We start from the raw sequence: 17,014 nt of genomic DNA, 5'->3' as shown, positions 1-17,014 counted from the left end.
CCATGGCGATCACCATCCGCACCAGCCTTGAAGAGCCCGAGACCGGACAGACGTTCGTGCCCCATCGTCCCAACCGGCCCGACAAGGCCGAGGGCGGCAAGGCGTTCAGGCTCGTTTCCGACTATCGGCCGGCGGGCGATCAGCCGCAGGCGATCGCCGAGCTGGTCGAGCAGATTCGCGACGGCGAAAAGACCCAGGTGCTGCTCGGAGTCACAGGCTCGGGCAAGACCTACACCGCGGCCCAGGTGATCGAGACTTTGCAGCGGCCAGCGCTCGTGCTCGCCCCAAACAAGATCCTCGCCGCCCAGCTCTACGGGGAGTTCAAGAGCTTCTTTCCCGACAATGCGGTCGAGTTCTTCGTCAGCTACTACGATTATTACCAGCCCGAAGCCTATGTGCCGCGGTCCGACACCTACATCGAGAAGGAAAGCTCGGTGAACGAGGCGATCGACCGGATGCGGCATTCGGCGACTCGCTCGCTGCTCGAGCGCGACGACGTGATCATCGTCGCTTCGGTCTCCTGCATCTACGGTATCGGCTCGGTCGAGACCTATTCGGCGATGATCTTCGACCTCAAGAAGGGCCAGAGCGTCGACCAGCGCGAGATCGTCAGGAAGCTCGTCGCCCTCCAGTACAAGCGCAACGACCAAGGCTTCGCCCGCGGCAATTTCCGGGTGAAGGGCGACAATCTGGAGATCTTCCCCTCGCATTATGAGGACAGCGCCTGGCGGGTCACCTTCTTCGGCGACGAGATCGAGCAGATCGTCGAGTTCGATCCGCTGACCGGCAAGAAGGCCGCGGCACTCGACTATGTCCGGGTCTACGCCAACTCGCACTACGTCACGCCCGGTCCGACGCTGAAACAGGCGATGGAGGCGATCCGCTTCGAGCTCGCCGAGCGCTTGAAGGAATTGCAGGCGGAAGGGCGGTTGCTGGAGGCGCAAAGGCTCGAGCAGCGGACCAATTTCGACCTGGAGATGATCGCAGCCACCGGCTCCTGCGCGGGGATCGAGAATTATTCGCGCTTCCTCACCGGGCGCCTGCCCGGAGAGCCGCCGCCGACCCTGTTCGAATATCTGCCCGAGAACGCGCTTCTGTTCGTCGACGAGAGCCACCAGACGGTGCCGCAGATCGGCGCGATGGCGCGAGGCGACCACCGGCGTAAGCTGACCCTGGCCGAATATGGCTTCCGCCTTCCTTCGTGCATCGACAACCGGCCGCTTCGCTTCAACGAATGGGACGTGATGCGACCGCAGACCGTCGCCGTCTCGGCCACGCCCGGCCCCTGGGAGCTCGAGCAGACCAGCGGCGTCTTCGTCGAGCAGGTGATCCGCCCGACCGGGCTGATCGACCCGCCGGTGGAGATCAAGCCGGTCGAGGATCAGGTCGACGACCTGATCGTCGAGGCCAAGGCGACCGCGGCGAAGGGCTATCGCACGCTGGTCACCACGCTCACCAAGCGGATGGCCGAGGACCTCACCGAGTTCCTCCACGAGGCGGGCCTTCGGGTGCGCTACATGCATTCCGACGTCGAGACCCTGGAACGAATCGAGCTGATCCGCGATCTTCGCCTCGGCGTCTACGACGTGCTCGTCGGGATCAACCTGCTGCGCGAGGGGCTCGACATTCCGGAATGCGGCCTGGTCGCGATCCTCGACGCCGACAAGGAGGGCTTCCTGCGCTCCGAGACCAGCCTGATCCAGACGATCGGCCGCGCCGCCCGCAACGTCGAGGGCAAGGTGATCCTCTACGCGGACCGGATGACGGGGTCGATGGAGCGCGCGCTGAACGAAACCAACCGGCGCCGCGAGAAGCAGGAGGCATACAACGCCGAGCACGGAATCACGCCGACGACGATCAAGCGCAACATCGCCGACATCCTCGCCGACGTCTCCAACCGCGACAGCGTGACGATCGAGACCGGCGACGAGGACGCGCCCAACCTCGTCGGCCATAACCTTCGCGCCTATCTCGAGGATCTGGAAAAGCGCATGCGCAAGGCCGCCGCGGATCTCGAATTCGAGGAGGCCGGGCGGTTGCGCGACGAGATCAGGCGGCTTGAGGCCGGCGAGCTGGGCCTCGCCACCGAGCAGAGCCGGGCGCCGGCGCTGGGCCATTCCACCGAGGGCAAGCCCGGGACGCGCAAGACCCGCTACGGCAAGCAGAAATCGATCAGGATGGGGCGGCGGACGCAATAGTGTCCGTCGGTCGTCCGGATCGACCAGGCAAGACGCCCGGCTAGCGCCGGCGGCGCCCGAGGTTCGGCTGCAATGGGGTTTCGCACAGGGACTGCGACCTGCCGGCATAGCCTTGGTTCCGGGCCGCGGACCGGCGGGCAATGACGTTGGCCGTGATCAGCGCCTTCAAGGTGGCCGGCAGGGTCTCGGCCGGCCCGTGGATGCTCCAATGACCCTCGCCGCCATGTAGCGGCGTATATTCGCCGACATAGCCGTCGGGCAGGCCGTCCACCGGGCCCTGCGTGCCGGCGTCGGGCTGGGACTGCACACCCTCGATGACGAACGCCACCTGGCATCTTTTGTTCGTCACGGCGAAATTCGCCAGTTCGAAGGTCGACAGGCCGTCCGCGTCGATCCGCCACTGGGCGTCGTTGACCAATGCGAAGGTGCCGTTCTTGTAAGTCGTCGCACGATAGACGGTGACGTCCGCCGGCGCCGCCGTGCTCATCAACAGGCAGGTCGCGGTCAGCAGGATGCGCTTCATGATCGGTCTCCTCAAGCGATGACGACCTCTTATTTGTCGAACGGCCGGGCATTTCGTGACCGTGGCGCGGCGGCATTTTCCCCGCCCGACGCGGAGACGGCTCGCGCGGGGTCGACGCCCCGTCTGGTGGCGGCCGGGAAAAACGCTAAAGGCTTGGCGAAGCCAAAAAGAAGGATTCGCTGATGCTCCGCCGCTTTCTGCCCATCCTCATCCTTCTCGCCGCCGGCTGCGCGCGGTCCGAAGACGCGACCCTGGTCGCCACGGACTCCAACCAGAGCGCGCGCACCGTCGAGCAGGTTCGCCCCGAGCGCGACGACGAGGAGCCGGCGCTCGGCCAGTGGCGCGAGGCGTTGCAGGGCGAGCAGCACGTCATCGAGTTCGGGCCCACCGGCGCCCCGCCTCTGTTCAGCATCGGCTGCGACTCGAGGCGCGGCCTGCTCGTCCAGCGGCACGGCCTCGAGCCGACCGGCGATCTGCCGGTCATGCTGGTGACCGCCGGCAGCGAGACGAGGCGGCTCGCGGTAACCGGGGGCGACGGGCCGATCCCGATGCTCCGCGCGACCCTGAACGGGGCCGATCCGCTGGCGGCGAACATGGGCCGGGCCGCCGCGCCGATCACCGTCAGGATCGGCGATTCTCCGCCCCTCATCCTGCCCCCCAGCCCCTTGGTCGGAACCTACGTCGCCCGCTGCTCCGGCGGCGAGCTGCCGGCTCCGGCGGCGGCGCAGGCCAATACGAGCGCCCCCGCCGCCGCCGGTCAGGCGACCGCCAACGCCGTCGACGCCGGCGATTGAGCCGATGAAGCGCATGATGCGTATCGGTGCGGTCCTCGCGGGTTTTGCCGCGCTGGGGGGCTGCGTTTCGCGGCCCGCGCCGCCCGCCCCGCCTCCGCCTGCGCCTGCCCCTCCGCCGGCCCCCGAGCCGCCGCCGCCGGCGCCCGCATCGTGGGAGGGGGGCACGCTGACGAACGGGGACTGGACCTATGTCCAGGAACCCTCGCCGCGAGCGACGTTCGGCGACGGCGCGCCTGTCCTGGCTTTCCAGTGCGCGGCGGGCCGGCGTATCGAGCTTGTCCGCCAGGGTGCCTCGGCGGGAACCGCGCTCGTCGTCCGCACCACGTTCGGCGACCGCGCCCTGCCGGCTTCGGCAGGGGAGCGCGCCGTCTCAGCGAGCCTCGCGCCCGACGATCCGTTGCTCGACCAGATCGCGTTCAGCCGCGGCCGCTTCCTGGTCCATCTGGACGGAGCGGCGGATATCGTCGTTCCCACCTGGCCGGAGCCGGCGCGGGTGATCGAGGAATGCCGCGGGCAATAAAAAACCGGCCCTCAGGACCGGCGCGAAGCATGGAATCCTAGCCCCAAAATATTTGAAATCAAGACTTGATCGTCGATTCGGCGCGACTCATACATGAGTCCTGTTCAACACAGCGAAAGGAGGTGATCCGATGTCTCATGGTTCAGCAGAGAGGTCGGTCAAGTCCGTTCGGGAGCCGAAAGCCTAAGCTTTCCAGTTGCTTCCGGGCAGTCGGCTTCCGGCCGCTGACCATGTCGAGAGGCCGCCGCGGAACCTTCGTGGCGGCCTTTCGCTTGTCCGGCGAGGAGCGCAGCGATGGACGACCGGAAAGAGGGCGAAGGCCGCAGCGAAACGGGTCACCCGCTGCCGCACAGCCCCGAAGCGAAGATCGACGAGGTTTCCGAGCATCTGGTCCGCGAGAAGGGCCGAGGCGACGACTCCGCCGAGCCCGCACAGTCGCAGAGCGATCTGGTCGGCCCTGACGGCGAGGCGTACGGGCTGAAGCGCGACCAGGCGGCGCACCAGGATCGCGGCCAGGGCTGGATCGAGCAGGACGACGAAGGGGCGTAAGGGAACTGTTCCCGGCCTGGCGTGTCTGTTACGGTGAAGATACGAACAAAGGAGCGTCTTCCATGGCCCAGAAGAAAGACACCCAAGGCTCTGACCGCATTCCGGACGCGCTGCGCGAAGCCGGCCGGCGCGCGGCCGAGCTTGCCCAGAACCCCTATGCCCGCAGCCTGCTCGCGGCCGGCCTGGTGACCGCGGCCGCCGCGCTCGCCGCCAACAAGAATGTGCGCGACACCGCGCGCAAGACCGCCCGTTCGGCGCAGGAGGCGGCCGAGGCCGCCGCCGACGCCGCCGCCGAGAGCGCCAACAAGATCGGCGCGGCGATGATCAACGCCGCGACCGAGGCGGTGCGCCGGATGATGGGCGATCTCGACACGGCGCAGCCCACGGCCGCGGGCGCCGCAAGCGCCCCTTCGGGACGCAAGGGCGGAGCGAAGAAGGCGGGCAAGCGCGGAGGCGCCAAGTCGGCGGCCAAACCAGCTGCTGCCAAGCCCGCTGCGGCGAAGCCGGCAAAGGCTCGATCGACAGCCGCCAAGAGTTCGCGCTCGAGCGCCAAGCGCGCCCCGGCCCGCAAGCCCGCTTCGCGCAAGTCGGGCGGCGACACCCCAGCCGGCGCGCCCTGATCCGCGCAACCTGCAAAGAAAGGGGCGCTCCCGCGAGGGAGCGCCCTTCTTTGTTCGATGGCGACCGACTAGCGGCAGTGGCGGCTGCTGTGGCTCCTCTGCACTTCGCGGCCGATCAGCGCACCGGCGGCGGCGCCGAGGATCGTGCCGGTGGCATGATGACGTCCGCCGTCGAGCGAATGGCCGATCAGAGCGCCGGCGGCGCCGCCGACGACGAGGCCGGTCGTGCCGTTCGAGCGGCGGCAATAATAGCGGCCGTCACGCCCGCGCCACGTCGGGCCGACATAATTGCCGTTGCGGTCGTAATAGCGGCTCTGCGCCTGCGCCGGCGCCATCGGCAGCGCGAAAGTGGCGGGAACCGCCATGGCCGTCGCGGAGACGGCGAGAATGAGCTTACGCATGATTTCTACTCCCTTTGAAATCGATCTATGTTCTCCAACGCCCCCGGGATGCGGGGAGTTGCATGAACCTGAAACAACGAGCGGGTCACCCTGCGGCAAGGCGTGGCTGGACGGAGACGGCGCCGCCGCGTAGAGGCGGGCGCGCACCCCCCAGGAAAGCTTCAGAGTGTCGAATGTAACCGTGATCGGCGGCCAGTGGGGCGACGAGGGCAAGGGCAAGATCGTCGATTGGCTGGCCAGCCGGGCCGAAATCGTCGCCCGCTTCCAGGGCGGCCACAATGCCGGCCACACTCTGGTCGTCGGCGATCAGACCTACAAATTGTCGCTTCTGCCCTCTGGGATCGTGCGCGGAACGCTTTCGGTGATCGGCAACGGCGTGGTGCTCGATCCCTGGGCGCTGAAGGACGAGGTGGAGAAGCTGCGCGGGCAGGGGGTCGAGATCACGCCCGGCAATCTTCAGATCGCCGAGACCTGCCCGCTCATCCTGCCTTTCCACCGCGATCTCGACGCGCTGCGCGAGGACGCCTCCGGCGCCGGCAAGATCGGCACGACCCGGCGCGGCATCGGCCCCGCTTATGAGGACAAGGTCGGCCGCCGAGCGATCCGCGTGTGCGATCTCGCGCATCTGGGCGCGCTCGGCCCCCAGCTGGACCGCATCTGCGCCCACCACGACGCGCTTCGGGCAGGCTTCGGCCGGAAGGGCATCGATCGCGCGCGGCTCGAGCGCGATTTGGGCGAAATCGCCGATTTCGTCCTCCAGTTCGCAAAGCCGGTGTGGAAGACGCTGGGCGAGGCGCATGGGCGCGGGCGGCGGATCCTGTTCGAGGGCGCGCAGGGCGTACTGCTCGACGTCGACCACGGCACCTATCCGTTCGTCACCTCTTCCAACACGATCGCCGGAACGGCCGCCGGCGGCACCGGCCTCGGCCCTTCGGCCGCGGGTTTCGTGCTGGGCATCGTCAAGGCCTATACCACACGCGTCGGCTCCGGCCCCTTTCCGACCGAGCTCGACGACGAGATCGGGCAACGGCTGGGAGAGCGCGGCCGCGAGTTCGGCACTGTGACCGGGCGCAAGCGCCGCTGCGGCTGGTTCGACGCCGTGCTCGTCCGCCAATCCTGCGCCGTCTCGGGGGTTACCGGTATTGCGCTGACCAAGCTCGACGTGCTCGACGGCCTCGAGGAGATCCGCATTTGCACCGGCTACAGGCTTGGAGACGGGACGCTCGACCACTTCCCGGCGCACGCCGCCGATCAGGCCGCGGTCGAACCGATCTACGAGGCGATGGAGGGCTGGAGCGAATCCACGGCCGGGGCGCGCAGCTGGCGCCATCTGCCTGCCCAGGCGATCAAGTACATCCGCCGCATCGAGGAACTCATCGCCTGCCCTGTCGCTTTGGTTTCGACCAGCCCCGAGCGCGAGGACACGATCCTGGTGCGCGATCCCTTTTCCCAGTGAGTGTATGATTATGCAGGCGTGTGAATGACTACTCGGGAGGCCACCTCGCTCCTGGCGCGCGTCGGCGACACCCCGGTGATCGGATCGGAAGGCAAGCGCCTGGCGGATTGGGCGGCAGTGCTCGCCTTTGGCGCCATCCAGTGGCCCTGGCTGCTTCGCAGCCTTCATGGCGGCCGCCTGCGGGATAAGCATGCACTTCTCGACCGGCTCGATCTCCCCTACGACGCCTTGCCTTATCTCGGCAGCTGGAAGGCGGACACCGGGCTGCTCACGCTGGTCGTCGACCATATCTTCGCGCGCAAGCCGCAACTGGTCGTCGAGTTCGGAACCGGCGCGTCGACGCTGGTTCTTGCGCGCGCGCTTCAGAAGGCGGGCGGCGGGCGGCTGATCAGTTTCGACCAGCATGAGGATTTCGTCGACGCGACCCGCGACTGGCTGGCCGATTACGGTCTGAAGGCCGATCTGCGCGCGGTGGCGCTGCGCCCGTCCGAGGACTGGCCGGGCCTGTGGTACGATCACGGCCCGCTGCCCCACGGAATCGACCTGATGCTGATCGATGGGCCGCCCTGGTCGATCCACCCGCTGACCCGCGGCGGGGCCTCCGCTCTGTTCGATCACGTCTCTGCGGGCGGAACGGTGATGCTCGACGACGGCGCGCGCCCGGGCGAGCGCTTCGTCGCCCGCCGCTGGCGCCGGATGCGGCCGGACTTCGATTTCGAGCTGGCCAAGACTGGCACCAAGGGCACGCTGATCGGGCGCAGGCGGGGCTAGGGGCGTATCAGCCTATCCGCTCATCCTGAGTAGGGACTGAGCTTGGCGAAGGCCCGTATCGAAGGACCGATTCCGTGCGTCCTTCGATACGCCGCTTCGACGTCGCTCAGCGGCTACTCAGGACGAGCGGGCAGGAATTGGCGCTAGACGGTCGGCCGGCTCTCGAAGCCCGCCGGCGCCTCCTCGGCGCTCTCTTCCACCTCGATCCGCTGGACGCGCGCGGCGCTCGGCCCCACCGGGCAGCGGGCGATCATCTCCTTCACCGCCTCCTCCTCGCCCGAGACCAGCATCTCGACGGTCCCGTCCCGCCGGTTTCTGACCCAGCCCGCGAGCGCCAGGGCACGCGCCTGCTCCACGCTCCAGCCGCGATAGAACACGCCCTGGACCTGGCCGTGGATGACGAGGCGGCGGGTCAGGCGCATCCCTCGATCAGCTGCACATAATCCCACAGGCCGACTCGCATCGTCTCCGCGCGCCGGGTCTCGTAATGGGTCTCGAAGATCATTCCATAGGGCTCGGAGCGGGCGCGATAGACGAGATAGTGGCCCTCCGGCCCGGTATAGGGGTGGGGCTCGACCCGCATCGCCGTCCCGTAGAGCGCACGCACCTCGGCCTCGCTCATCCCGACACGGGCGCCGGATTGGGTGCGGTAGGCGGGGCTCTGGACGTCGATCCGCACCACCCGCCCGCCGACCACCATGAAGTCGAGCCCGTCGCGGCCGGGCAGGTGCCAGAAGTCGCAGTCGCCCTCCTCAAGCGGGTTCGGATCCTTGATGCCGCCGCGCCGGCGAAGCTCGGCGGCCGGCATGCCGATCCTGAGGTCGCCGATCCCGTGCAAGGTGACGGGCGGTTCGGCGGCCAGGGCGAGCGCAATCATCGTCGCGATCATTCGCCCCTCCCTTGGCCGCATTGGGCGCGGTGAAGCAACTTGTGGTCCGCGAGGACGAGCGCCACCATCGCCTCGACCACCGGGGCGCCGCGCAAGGCCACGCAGGGGTCGTGTCGCCCTTTCACGCCGAGCGCGGGGACGGAGGAGGTCGGCTTGAAGGCGGCGCGAAGGACGATGGGCTCCCCGGTCGCGATCCCTCCGGTGATGCCGCCGGCAAGCGCGGGATCGGCATTGTCCTCGCCGCGCGCCCGCGCGGCATCGAAGCCTGCGCCGATCTCGACGCCCTTGACGGCGTTGATCGACATCAATGCCGCCGCCAGCTCGGCGTCGAGTTTTGCGTAGACCGGCGCGCCCCAGCCCGCGGGCACGCCGCGCGCGACGCATTCGACCACCGCTCCGAGCGAGCTTCCCGCCTCTCGCGCCTCGTCGAGCAGCGCCTCCCAATCGTCCGTCGAGCCGCCGATCTCGATCGGCCTCGCCTCAATGGCCACTTCCGGGACGACCAGCCGCGCCACCGCGCCCGCAGCGACCCGCGCCGCCGTCTCGCGCGCCGAAGCCCGGCCGCCGCCGCGCGGGTCGCGCACGCCGTATTTGGCCTGATAGGCGGCGTCGGCATGGCCCGGGCGGGGCGGCATGTCTTCATAGTCGGCGGAGCGCGCATCGACATTGTCGATCATCAGGCTGATTGAAGTTCCCGTCGTTCGTCCTTCATAGGTTCCGGAGAGGATGCGCACCCGGTCCGGCTCGGCGCGCGGGCTGGTATGGCGCGAGAGGCCGGGGCGTCTCTTGTCTAGCCAAAGCTGGATGTCGCCCTCGCCGAGCGCCAGCCCGGGAGGGCAGCCGTCGATCACCGCCCCGATCGCCGGCCCGTGACTCTCGCCCCAGGTGGTGACTCGCAGGACATGGCCGAAGCTGTTCACGCTCACGTACCCCTCTCCCTTTCAGGGAGAGGGAGGGGCCCGGCCTGCGCAGCAGGACGGGAGGGTGAGGGCACGCGGGCCTGGAGCTGGACACGGATGGCGGCAAGCACGGCCTCCAGCTCGCCAAGCACCTGATTGTTCCAGAAGCGGAGAATCTTGTAGCCTTGCCGGCCTAGCTGCTCCGACCGGGCGCGATCATGGCCAATCCGGTCGGCATGCTGCGATCCATCGACCTCGACGACCAGCTTGGCTTCCCAGCAGAAGAAGTCAGCGATGAAAAAGCCGAGCCAGACCTGGGATCTGAACTTGAAGCCGTCCAGGCGACGGTTCCGCAACCGGCTCCAGAGCAGCTTCTCTGCCGGAGTCATTTCACGGTGGAGTTGGCGGACTCGAGCCAAGGCTTCGGTGCCGTCGATCTTTCTCACGGTCGTGCCCTCACCCTCCCATTGCCTTCGGCAATGGGCCCCTCCCTCTCCCTGAACGGGAGAGGGGTCAAGGCTCACGTGGTCGCGATGTCAGGCGCGTCCTCGGCCTTCATTCCGACCACGTTGTAGCCGGCGTCGACATGGTGGATCTCGCCGGTGACGCCGGAGGCGAGGTCGGAGAGCAGATAGAGACCCGCGCCGCCGACATCCTCGATCGTCACGTTGCGCCTGAGCGGCGCGTTATATTCGTTCCACTTCATGATGTAGCGGAAGTCGCCGATGCCGCTCGCCGCGAGCGTCTTGATCGGACCGGCGGAGATGGCGTTGACCCGGATATTCTCAGGCCCCAGGTCCATCGCGAGATATTTGACGCTGGTCTCGAGCGCGGCCTTGGCGACCCCCATCACGTTGTAATGCGGGATCACCTTCTCGGCGCCGTAATAGGAAAGGGTGAGGATGCTGCCGCCTTCGGGCATCATCGGCCGCGCCCGCTGGGCGACGGCGACGAAGCTGTAGGCAGAGATGTTCATCGTCAGCAGGAAATTGTCGAGGCTGGTGTCGACGAACTGGCCGCGGAGCTCGTTCTTGTCGGAAAAGCCGATCGCGTGGACCAGGAAGTCGATCGTCTCCCATTTCGCCTTCAGCGTCTCGAACGCGCGGTCGAGATTGGCCATGTCGGAGACGTCGCAATCGATCAGGAAAGCCGTGCCCAGCTGATCGGCGAGCGGGCGCACCCGCTTCTCCATCGCCTCGCCCTGGTAGGAGAAGGCGAGCTCCGCGCCCGCCGCGGCAAGCTTTTGAGCGATTCCCCAGGCCAGCGAGCGGTCGTTGGCGAGGCCCATGATCAGCCCGCGTTTGCCCTTCATCAAGCCGGTCATCGCTCCACCTCTTCATGCCCCCTGACCGCCTTCTCGACGGCCTTGTGCTCCGCCTGGGCGGCCGCTTCCTCGTGAACCACCGCCTCGACGTCCTCGTCGGTCGGCATCGGGGTTTCCGCGAGCGCCGCGTTGAGCTCCGCGCCGATTACCAGACCGAGACCGATTATGAAGAAGAAAAACAGCGCGATGATCACGCCCGCCAGGCTGCCGTAGGTGAGATCGTAATTGGCGAGGCTCGAGAGCACGACCGGCAGCAGGGAGGTGGTCAGCACCCACCAGCCGGCGACGAAGGCGGCGCCGGGCCATTTGCGGCAGCCGGTAATCCTGTAGCGCTTGGGGGTCAGCGCGTAGAACAGCAGATAGAGCGACCCGAACAGGACCAGCGCCGGAGCGACGCGAAGCAGGGTGATCAGGCTGACGAGATCGTCGGCGCCGGGAATGCGCTCGACGAGGAAGTTCTGAACGCCCGAAAGGAGGATCGAGACGCTGAAGGCGATCATCGCCAGCACGACCGCGGCGATGATCATCCCCACGGACCCAAGGCGGTATTCCCAGAACGGCCGGCTGAAGGTCACGCCATAAGCGCGCCGGATGATGTCGCGGATCGTCTCGATGAAGCTGCCGGTGGTCCAAAGGCCGACGATGGCGCCGAGCCAGAGCAGGCTGCCCGATCGCGCCTCGATCACGTCGCGGATCGGAGTCTGAAGCACGTCGGCGACGTTTCTGGGCATCGTCTGGAGCAGCGCGTTGACCGCGTCCATGCCCTCGTCGGTCTGGCCGAACAGCCGGGCGATCGCCGCGGCGACGATGACGAAGGGAAAGATGGAAAGGAGCGCGAGATAGGCGAGATTGCCGGCGTGGATGAAACCGTCCGAATAGACTCCGATCGCGACCCGCTTGACCACCTCCCAGGTGCGCGAGCGCGAGACGTTCTCCCTGATCGTCCCGAAATGCGCCTTCGTACTGGCGAGCCTTTTTCGCCTGGCTTCCGGCGATTCTGGGGAGATGTCGCGCACGCGGCCCTAAACGCCGAGCGAGGCCCGCGGGTTCGTCTTGCCGCGCCCGCTCCAGCTTTCGAGAAAGCGGGCCAGATCCGGATCGTCGGGTATCTCGACCATCAGCGTGACCAGCTGATCGCCCCGCGCTCCGCCCTTGGCCGTGAAGCCCTTGCCCTTGAGCCGAAGCACCTTGCCCGAGCTCGCGCCCCTGGGGACGCTCAGCATCACCGGGCCGTCGACGGTGGGCACGCGTACCTTCGCGCCCAGCGCAGCCTCGTCGAGAGCGACGGGCAGGTCGAGGCGGATATTGTCGCCCTCCCGCCGGAAGAAGCGGTGCGGCTTGATGGTGATGGTCACCAGCGCATCGCCATTGCCGCCCGGCGCCGCCTGCCCCTGGCCCGTCAGCCGGATCTTCGTTCCGTCCTCGACGCCCGGTGGAAGCTTGATGTCGAGCGTCTTGCCGCTGCCGAGCGTGACCCGCTGCCCGGCCAGCCTGGCCGCGTCCTCGAAGGGCACCTCGAGCCGGTAGGCGACGTCGGCGCCCTTCTGGGGCGGCGCGCTTCGGCGCCCGAAGCCGGAAAATGGCCCGCCGCCACCGGAAGCGCCGCCGCCGCGTCCGCGCATGCCGCCGAACAGGCCTTCGAACAGGTCGGAAATGTCCGCCGCTTCGCCGCCGCCGCTGAACTCGAACGGCTCGCCGTTGGGACCGCGGAAGCCGCCGCCGCCCGGACGGGCACCGGGGCCAGCGCCGTAGCCGAACGGCATCTTCGGATTGCCTTCTTCGTCGATCTCGCCGCGGTCGTAGCGGGCGCGCTTGTCCTTGTCGGTCAGGATGTCATAGGCGCGCGTCACCTTGGAAAAGCGCTCGGTGGCCTTCGGATTGTCCTTGTTCTTGTCCGGATGCAGCTCCTTGGCGAGCTTGCGATAGGCCTTCTTGATGTCGGCCTCGCTGGCGCCGCGCGGCACGTTCAGCTCGGAATAGAGATCGGCCATGCGTCAAACATATCCTCAAGCGCGGTGCAACCGCGGAGAGATGGGCCATGTTCCGGGACGGTGCAAGGCGCTTGTGCCCGCGCCGCGGCGGCGGGTAGAGCCTCGGCCATGACCGACGATCCGCACGCCCTGTTCGACCGCTGGTTCGCCGAAGCCGGGGCCGCCGAGCCGAACGATCCGTCCGCGATGGCCCTCGCCACCGCCGACGCAGAGGGACGCCCGTCGGTTCGAATGGTGCTGATGAAGGGGCACGACGAGCGCGGCTTCGCCTTCTACACGAACAGCCAAAGCCGCAAGGGCGAGGAGCTCGTCGCCAATCCGCGCGCCGCTCTGCTGTTTCACTGGAAGTCGCTTCGCCGCCAGGTTCGCATCGAGGGGCGGGTCGAGCCGGTGAGCGATGCCGAGGCGGATGCCTATTTCGCCACCCGGTCGCGCGATTCCCGCCTCGGCGCCTGGGCCTCGGACCAGTCGCGGCCGCTCAGCTCGCGCGCGGCGTTCGAGGCGCGCTACGAGGATCTCGCCGCGGATTATGAGGGACGCGAGGTCCCGCGCCCTTCTCACTGGTGGGGCTACCGGCTGGTGCCCGAGCGGATCGAATTCTGGACCGACCGGCCGCACCGGCTCCACGAGCGCCGCCTGTTCACGCTCGGCGAGGACGGCGGGTGGAGCGAAGGCCTGCTCTACCCGTGAGCGAGAGCCGCGCCGCCTTGACCACCCGCGCCGCGCTGGCCAGCGTGGCGATGGCCCTGTTCCTCCTGGGCCTCAAGGCATATGCCGCGCTTGAAACGGGCTCGGTGGCGATGCTCGGCTCGCTCGCCGATACCGCGCTCGATCTGCTGGCGTCGCTCGTAACCCTGTTCGGCGTGCGGGTGGCGGCCATTCCCGCCGACCGGGACCACCGCTTCGGCCACGGCAAGGCCGAGGCGCTCGCGGCGCTGGCCCAGGTGGTGATCATCTCGGTCTCCGCGATCGGCATCGGCTGGCGCGCGGTCGATCGCATGCTCCACGGCGCTCAGACCGCCCATGCCGAATATGGCATCGCCGTATCGATCGCCGCCATCGCCGCGACGCTTGCCCTGGTCGCCTATCAGCGCTCCGTGGTGCGGCGCACCGGATCGGTCGCGATCCGCACCGACGCGGTCCATTACCAGAGCGACCTGTTGCTCAACCTCTCGGTGATCGCCGCCTTGGTGCTCGATCAGTATCTCGGCCTCGCCGGCGCCGACGCGCTGTTCGGGCTGGCCATCGCCTTGTGGCTGATTTGGGGCGCCCTGCGCGCGTCGAGCCATGCGCTGGACCAGCTGATGGACCGCGAATGGCCCGAGGAGAAACGCATGCATTTTCTGGCCGTCGCCTCCAGCCGGCCCGAGGCGAGGGGCATTCACGACCTTCGCACCCGAAGCAGCGGCAACCGCGATTTCGCCCAGTTCCACATCTGGATCGATCCCGAGATGAGCGTCGCCGACGCGCACGAGGTGGTCGAGGCGATCGAGGGCGACCTCGAGCGCGAGTTCCCGGGCTGCGAGGTCCTCATCCACCTCGATCCCGAAGGGCAGGTCGATCATCCGGACGATCCGCTGCGCGAGGTCGACGAGACCAAGGAGCCGATTCCGGAGTGACCGAGCTGCGACTCATCCAGGTCGACGCCTTTGCCGACCGTCCGTTCACCGGCAATCCCGCCGCCGTGATGCCGCTCGACGCCTGGCTGTCCGACGAGATTCTCCAGGCGATCGCGCTTGAAAACAATCTCAGCGAGACCGCCTTCACGATCCCGGACTCGAGCGGCGAGGCCGATTACGAGCTGCGCTGGTTCACGCCCACCAGCGAGGTGGTGCTCTGCGGCCACGCCACGCTCGCCAGCGGTCACGTCCTTATCGGCGAGCGTGAGACGGTGCGCTTCCGGACCCGCAAGTCGGGCATCCTCGCCGTCTCCCGCAGCGGCGAGGGCTACGCGCTCGATCTTCCGGCGACTCCGATGCGCCCGGCGACCGAGGCGGACATGCGCGACGTGATCGCCCGCGACGGCGCGGGCATCGTCGACATCATCATCCACGACGGGGCGAGCGATGCGGCGCCCCAGCTCTATCTCGACCGGTCCGGCGCCGACCAGAAGGCGATCCTGCTGATGGGCGACGAGGCGGCCGTCCGCCGCTGCCGGCCGGACATGGGCCGGCTGCGCGAGATCGACCGGATGGCCATCGTCACCGCCCGGGCCGATCCGGGGGCGGACTATGAAATCGTCAGCCGGGTCTTCGTCCCGGCATGGGGGGTGGACGAGGACCCGGTCACGGGCTCGGCCCATTCCGCGCTCGTTCCCTTCTGGAACGATAGGCTCCAGTGCGGTGACGCGATCCGCTTCTTCCAGGCGAGCAGGCGGGGCGGCCACCTGACGGGACGCCTCGAGGGCGATCGGGTCATTCTCGAAGGCCGCTGCGTCACCGTGATCGAAGGAACCATGCGCATTCCCTGATCCGGCGACGCCTCGGACTCGTTGCCCGGCTCAGTGAGCCGGCGCTGGAAGCAGACGCACGCTCTGGAATTTGTTGCCGGCCGGCGCGCCGGTCGGATAGATGTCGAAGGTCAGCACCGTCCCGGGGGTCGTCTGCAGGGAGAAGCTGCCGCTCCCGGTGCCGTCCGCGCCGGTCCGGATGGTGCCGATCTGGTTGTGGCACTTCCAATAGACGTTGTAGCTCGTGTTCGGCGTCCCGGCGAGCAGCGACATGTTCACCGTGGTCGCGCCGGCCGCAGTCTGAAGAGCGATCGCGTTGCCGCCGATCCGCGAGGGATCCGCGCCGCTGACGTTGCTGTTGCCGCAATCCGAAAAATCCTGGCGGATGAGCGGCCCGAAGCCCTCGTAATTGAGCGGGATCGGGGTGCTCTGGAACTTGTTTCCCGCCGGCGCTCCGTCCGGATACATGTCGAAGGTCAGGATCTGGTTGGGCGGGGCCTGGAATTCGAAATGGCCCTGGCCGAAGCCGTTGCCGTCGGTCCTGATCGAGCCGAGCTGGCGCTGGCACTTCCAGTAGAAATCGTAGGTCGTGTTGGGAGTCCCCCGAGTGACCTCCACGGTCGCGGTCGTCGCGCCTGCCGGCGTTTGGGTGATCGAGATATTGCCCCCGTCCCGCGTGGGATCGGCGGGGACGTTGCTGTTGCCGCAATCGGAGAAATCCTGGCGAATGAGGTCGCCGGAGCCCTCCAGATCGTCTTGAGCCCAGGCCGGACTCGCCGATCCCAGGCAGATCATGATCGAAGAAACGAAGCAGACGCACGTCCGGCGTGCGCCTTTACCCATATGTTGAATCATCGCGTGATCCCCCCTGTTGGTGTGAATTCCCCGCGAATGGCGAGGTCAACATGCCGCCGACTCGACGCAACAGGCCCGACGTCCAAAAGAGTAGAACCTTGTTCTTCCCGTCACACAAGCCGAAGGCTCGTCCGTTTCGGCCTGTCGCTTGCCAGGAATCGTTCGCCGCAAATTCGGCGCCGGGGGATTCCATCGCGGTCCCTTTCGGGAAAGAATCGAAGCGGTTGGGGAGGGTGCCAGTCCATGTTGCGTATCCTGATCGTCGAGGACGAGCCGTTGTTCGCCGAGACGCTCAGGCATCTGGTCGAGCTGAACCCGTTTTATGCGGTGACGGCCGTGGCCGAGGATCGGGTCGGCGCGCTTTCCGCCGTTGCGGAGCGCCGGCCCGATCTTGCCTTGGTCGATCTTAAGCTGGCCCACGGCAATACCGGCTTCGCAGTCGCCGCGAAGCTCAACGATCTCGGCATTCCCTGCCTCTTCACCACCGGAAGCGCTCCGGATTTCCCGCTGCCCGATCTCGCGCTGGGCTGCCTGGTCAAGCCGTTCAGCGAGGATGATCTCGTCCGCGCTCTCAAGGCCGCCGAGGACATTCTCCGCGACCGCCAGCGCGTCCGGCCGAGCCGTCCCGGCAATCTGCGCCTCTACGCCGAGGAAGCGGCCGCGGCGGCGGCAGCCGCGCCTGCGCTGCTACCGACGCCCGAGCGGTCCAGAGCCCGACGCAGCCTCAGCGCGCGCGCTGGACGCGTCTGGCGCAGGCTAAGCTTCAGCTAGGGTC

20 protein-coding genes and 1 pseudogene are annotated in these 17,014 nt (G+C 67.8%); 11 read left to right on the top strand and 10 right to left on the bottom strand.

Annotation, left to right across the window (positions count from 1 at the left end; genetic code table 11):
* Positions 1 to 2 precede the first annotated feature (2 nt).
* Positions 3 to 2,198, top strand: a complete 2,196-nt coding sequence (gene uvrB / locus E6G92_14820) for an excinuclease ABC subunit UvrB (protein TMJ17577.1) — start codon at positions 3 to 5, stop codon at positions 2,196 to 2,198.
* 40 nt (positions 2,199 to 2,238) lie between these two features.
* Here the strand turns inward: uvrB and E6G92_14815 are convergent, their stop codons facing one another.
* Positions 2,239 to 2,721 carry a hypothetical protein gene (locus E6G92_14815; GenBank protein TMJ17576.1) on the bottom strand — a complete coding sequence of 161 codons (483 nt, stop codon included), beginning with the start codon at positions 2,719 to 2,721 and terminating at the stop codon, positions 2,239 to 2,241.
* 182 nt (positions 2,722 to 2,903) lie between these two features.
* Here E6G92_14815 and E6G92_14810 point away from each other — a divergent pair, with 182 nt between their 5' ends.
* The 4 genes and pseudogenes from E6G92_14810 (at position 2,904) to E6G92_14795 (ending at position 5,204) form a co-directional block, all read left to right on the top strand.
* Positions 2,904 to 3,515, top strand: coding sequence for a hypothetical protein (locus E6G92_14810; GenBank protein TMJ17575.1), 612 nt, complete (start codon positions 2,904 to 2,906; stop codon positions 3,513 to 3,515).
* 73 nt (positions 3,516 to 3,588) lie between these two features.
* A pseudogene (locus E6G92_14805) lies at positions 3,589 to 3,663 on the top strand (energy transducer TonB).
* Between the two features lie 666 nt (positions 3,664 to 4,329).
* Entirely contained in the window at positions 4,330 to 4,584 is a 255-nt protein-coding gene (locus E6G92_14800) for a hypothetical protein (GenBank protein TMJ17574.1), read from the top strand.
* 62 nt (positions 4,585 to 4,646) lie between these two features.
* Positions 4,647 to 5,204, top strand: a complete 558-nt coding sequence (locus E6G92_14795) for a hypothetical protein (GenBank protein TMJ17573.1) — start codon at positions 4,647 to 4,649, stop codon at positions 5,202 to 5,204.
* Positions 5,205 to 5,272: 68 nt separating this feature from the next.
* Here the strand turns inward: E6G92_14795 and E6G92_14790 are convergent, their stop codons facing one another.
* Positions 5,273 to 5,605, bottom strand: coding sequence for a glycine zipper 2TM domain-containing protein (locus E6G92_14790; GenBank protein ID TMJ17572.1), 333 nt, complete (start codon positions 5,603 to 5,605; stop codon positions 5,273 to 5,275).
* Between the two features lie 166 nt (positions 5,606 to 5,771).
* On the opposite strand from E6G92_14790, the gene E6G92_14785 reads away from it, so the two are divergent.
* Both E6G92_14785 and E6G92_14780 read left to right on the top strand, forming a co-directional pair.
* The gene (locus E6G92_14785; GenBank protein ID TMJ17571.1) at positions 5,772 to 7,061 is read left to right on the top strand and encodes an adenylosuccinate synthase; all 1,290 of its coding nucleotides are present in this window, start codon (positions 5,772 to 5,774) and stop codon (positions 7,059 to 7,061) included.
* A 24-nt stretch (positions 7,062 to 7,085) separates the two neighbouring features.
* Positions 7,086 to 7,832 carry a class I SAM-dependent methyltransferase gene (locus E6G92_14780; GenBank protein TMJ17570.1) on the top strand — a complete coding sequence of 249 codons (747 nt, stop codon included), beginning with the start codon at positions 7,086 to 7,088 and terminating at the stop codon, positions 7,830 to 7,832.
* A gap of 143 nt (positions 7,833 to 7,975) precedes the next feature.
* Here E6G92_14780 and E6G92_14775 read toward each other — a convergent pair whose 3' ends face one another.
* The 7 genes from E6G92_14775 to E6G92_14745 all read right to left on the bottom strand — a co-directional run bounded on the left by E6G92_14775 (position 7,976) and on the right by E6G92_14745 (position 12,935).
* Positions 7,976 to 8,254 carry an acylphosphatase gene (locus E6G92_14775; GenBank protein ID TMJ17569.1) on the bottom strand — a complete coding sequence of 93 codons (279 nt, stop codon included), beginning with the start codon at positions 8,252 to 8,254 and terminating at the stop codon, positions 7,976 to 7,978.
* On the bottom strand, positions 8,245 to 8,721 hold the full coding sequence (locus E6G92_14770; GenBank protein ID TMJ17568.1) for a hypothetical protein: 477 nt from the start codon (positions 8,719 to 8,721) through the stop codon (positions 8,245 to 8,247). Before E6G92_14770 ends, E6G92_14775 begins: the two co-directional genes overlap by 10 nt.
* On the bottom strand, positions 8,718 to 9,647 hold the full coding sequence (locus tag E6G92_14765; GenBank protein TMJ17567.1) for a chorismate synthase: 930 nt from the start codon (positions 9,645 to 9,647) through the stop codon (positions 8,718 to 8,720). Before E6G92_14765 ends, E6G92_14770 begins: the two co-directional genes overlap by 4 nt.
* Positions 9,644 to 10,009: a DUF559 domain-containing protein gene (locus tag E6G92_14760; protein ID TMJ17632.1), complete on the bottom strand. Its 366-nt coding sequence runs from the start codon at positions 10,007 to 10,009 to the stop codon at positions 9,644 to 9,646. The genes E6G92_14765 and E6G92_14760 overlap by 4 nt, the downstream gene beginning before the upstream one ends.
* A 131-nt stretch (positions 10,010 to 10,140) precedes the next feature.
* Entirely contained in the window at positions 10,141 to 10,944 is an 804-nt protein-coding gene (gene fabI / locus E6G92_14755; GenBank protein ID TMJ17566.1) for an enoyl-ACP reductase FabI, read from the bottom strand.
* Positions 10,941 to 11,960: a YihY/virulence factor BrkB family protein gene (locus E6G92_14750; GenBank protein TMJ17565.1), complete on the bottom strand. Its 1,020-nt coding sequence runs from the start codon at positions 11,958 to 11,960 to the stop codon at positions 10,941 to 10,943. Before E6G92_14750 ends, fabI begins: the two co-directional genes overlap by 4 nt.
* Positions 11,961 to 11,966: 6 nt before the next feature.
* Complete coding sequence (locus E6G92_14745) at positions 11,967 to 12,935, bottom strand: J domain-containing protein (protein TMJ17564.1); 969 nt, start codon at positions 12,933 to 12,935, stop codon at positions 11,967 to 11,969.
* 108 nt (positions 12,936 to 13,043) lie between these two features.
* Between E6G92_14745 and pdxH the strand changes: the two genes are divergently transcribed.
* Genes pdxH through E6G92_14730 form a run of 3 tightly spaced genes read left to right on the top strand, consistent with a single transcriptional unit; the run spans position 13,044 to position 15,405 of the window.
* Entirely contained in the window at positions 13,044 to 13,625 is a 582-nt protein-coding gene (gene pdxH / locus E6G92_14740) for a pyridoxamine 5'-phosphate oxidase (protein TMJ17563.1), read from the top strand.
* On the top strand, positions 13,622 to 14,554 hold the full coding sequence (locus E6G92_14735) for a cation diffusion facilitator family transporter (GenBank protein ID TMJ17562.1): 933 nt from the start codon (positions 13,622 to 13,624) through the stop codon (positions 14,552 to 14,554). The genes pdxH and E6G92_14735 overlap by 4 nt, the downstream gene beginning before the upstream one ends.
* The gene (locus tag E6G92_14730) at positions 14,551 to 15,405 is read left to right on the top strand and encodes a PhzF family phenazine biosynthesis protein (GenBank protein TMJ17561.1); all 855 of its coding nucleotides are present in this window, start codon (positions 14,551 to 14,553) and stop codon (positions 15,403 to 15,405) included. The genes E6G92_14735 and E6G92_14730 overlap by 4 nt, the downstream gene beginning before the upstream one ends.
* 30 nt (positions 15,406 to 15,435) lie before the next feature.
* Here E6G92_14730 and E6G92_14725 read toward each other — a convergent pair whose 3' ends face one another.
* Positions 15,436 to 15,852, bottom strand: coding sequence for a hypothetical protein (locus E6G92_14725; GenBank protein TMJ17560.1), 417 nt, complete (start codon positions 15,850 to 15,852; stop codon positions 15,436 to 15,438).
* A 42-nt stretch (positions 15,853 to 15,894) separates the two neighbouring features.
* Between E6G92_14725 and E6G92_14720 the strand changes: the two genes are divergently transcribed.
* The gene (locus tag E6G92_14720) at positions 15,895 to 17,010 is read left to right on the top strand and encodes a response regulator (protein TMJ17559.1); all 1,116 of its coding nucleotides are present in this window, start codon (positions 15,895 to 15,897) and stop codon (positions 17,008 to 17,010) included.
* Positions 17,011 to 17,014: the final 4 nt, after the last annotated feature.

It is taken from the genome of Alphaproteobacteria bacterium (assembly GCA_005883305.1).
Taxonomy (GTDB): Bacteria; Pseudomonadota; Alphaproteobacteria; order Sphingomonadales; family Sphingomonadaceae; genus Allosphingosinicella.
This window is presented reverse-complemented; position numbering and strand designations above follow the sequence as displayed.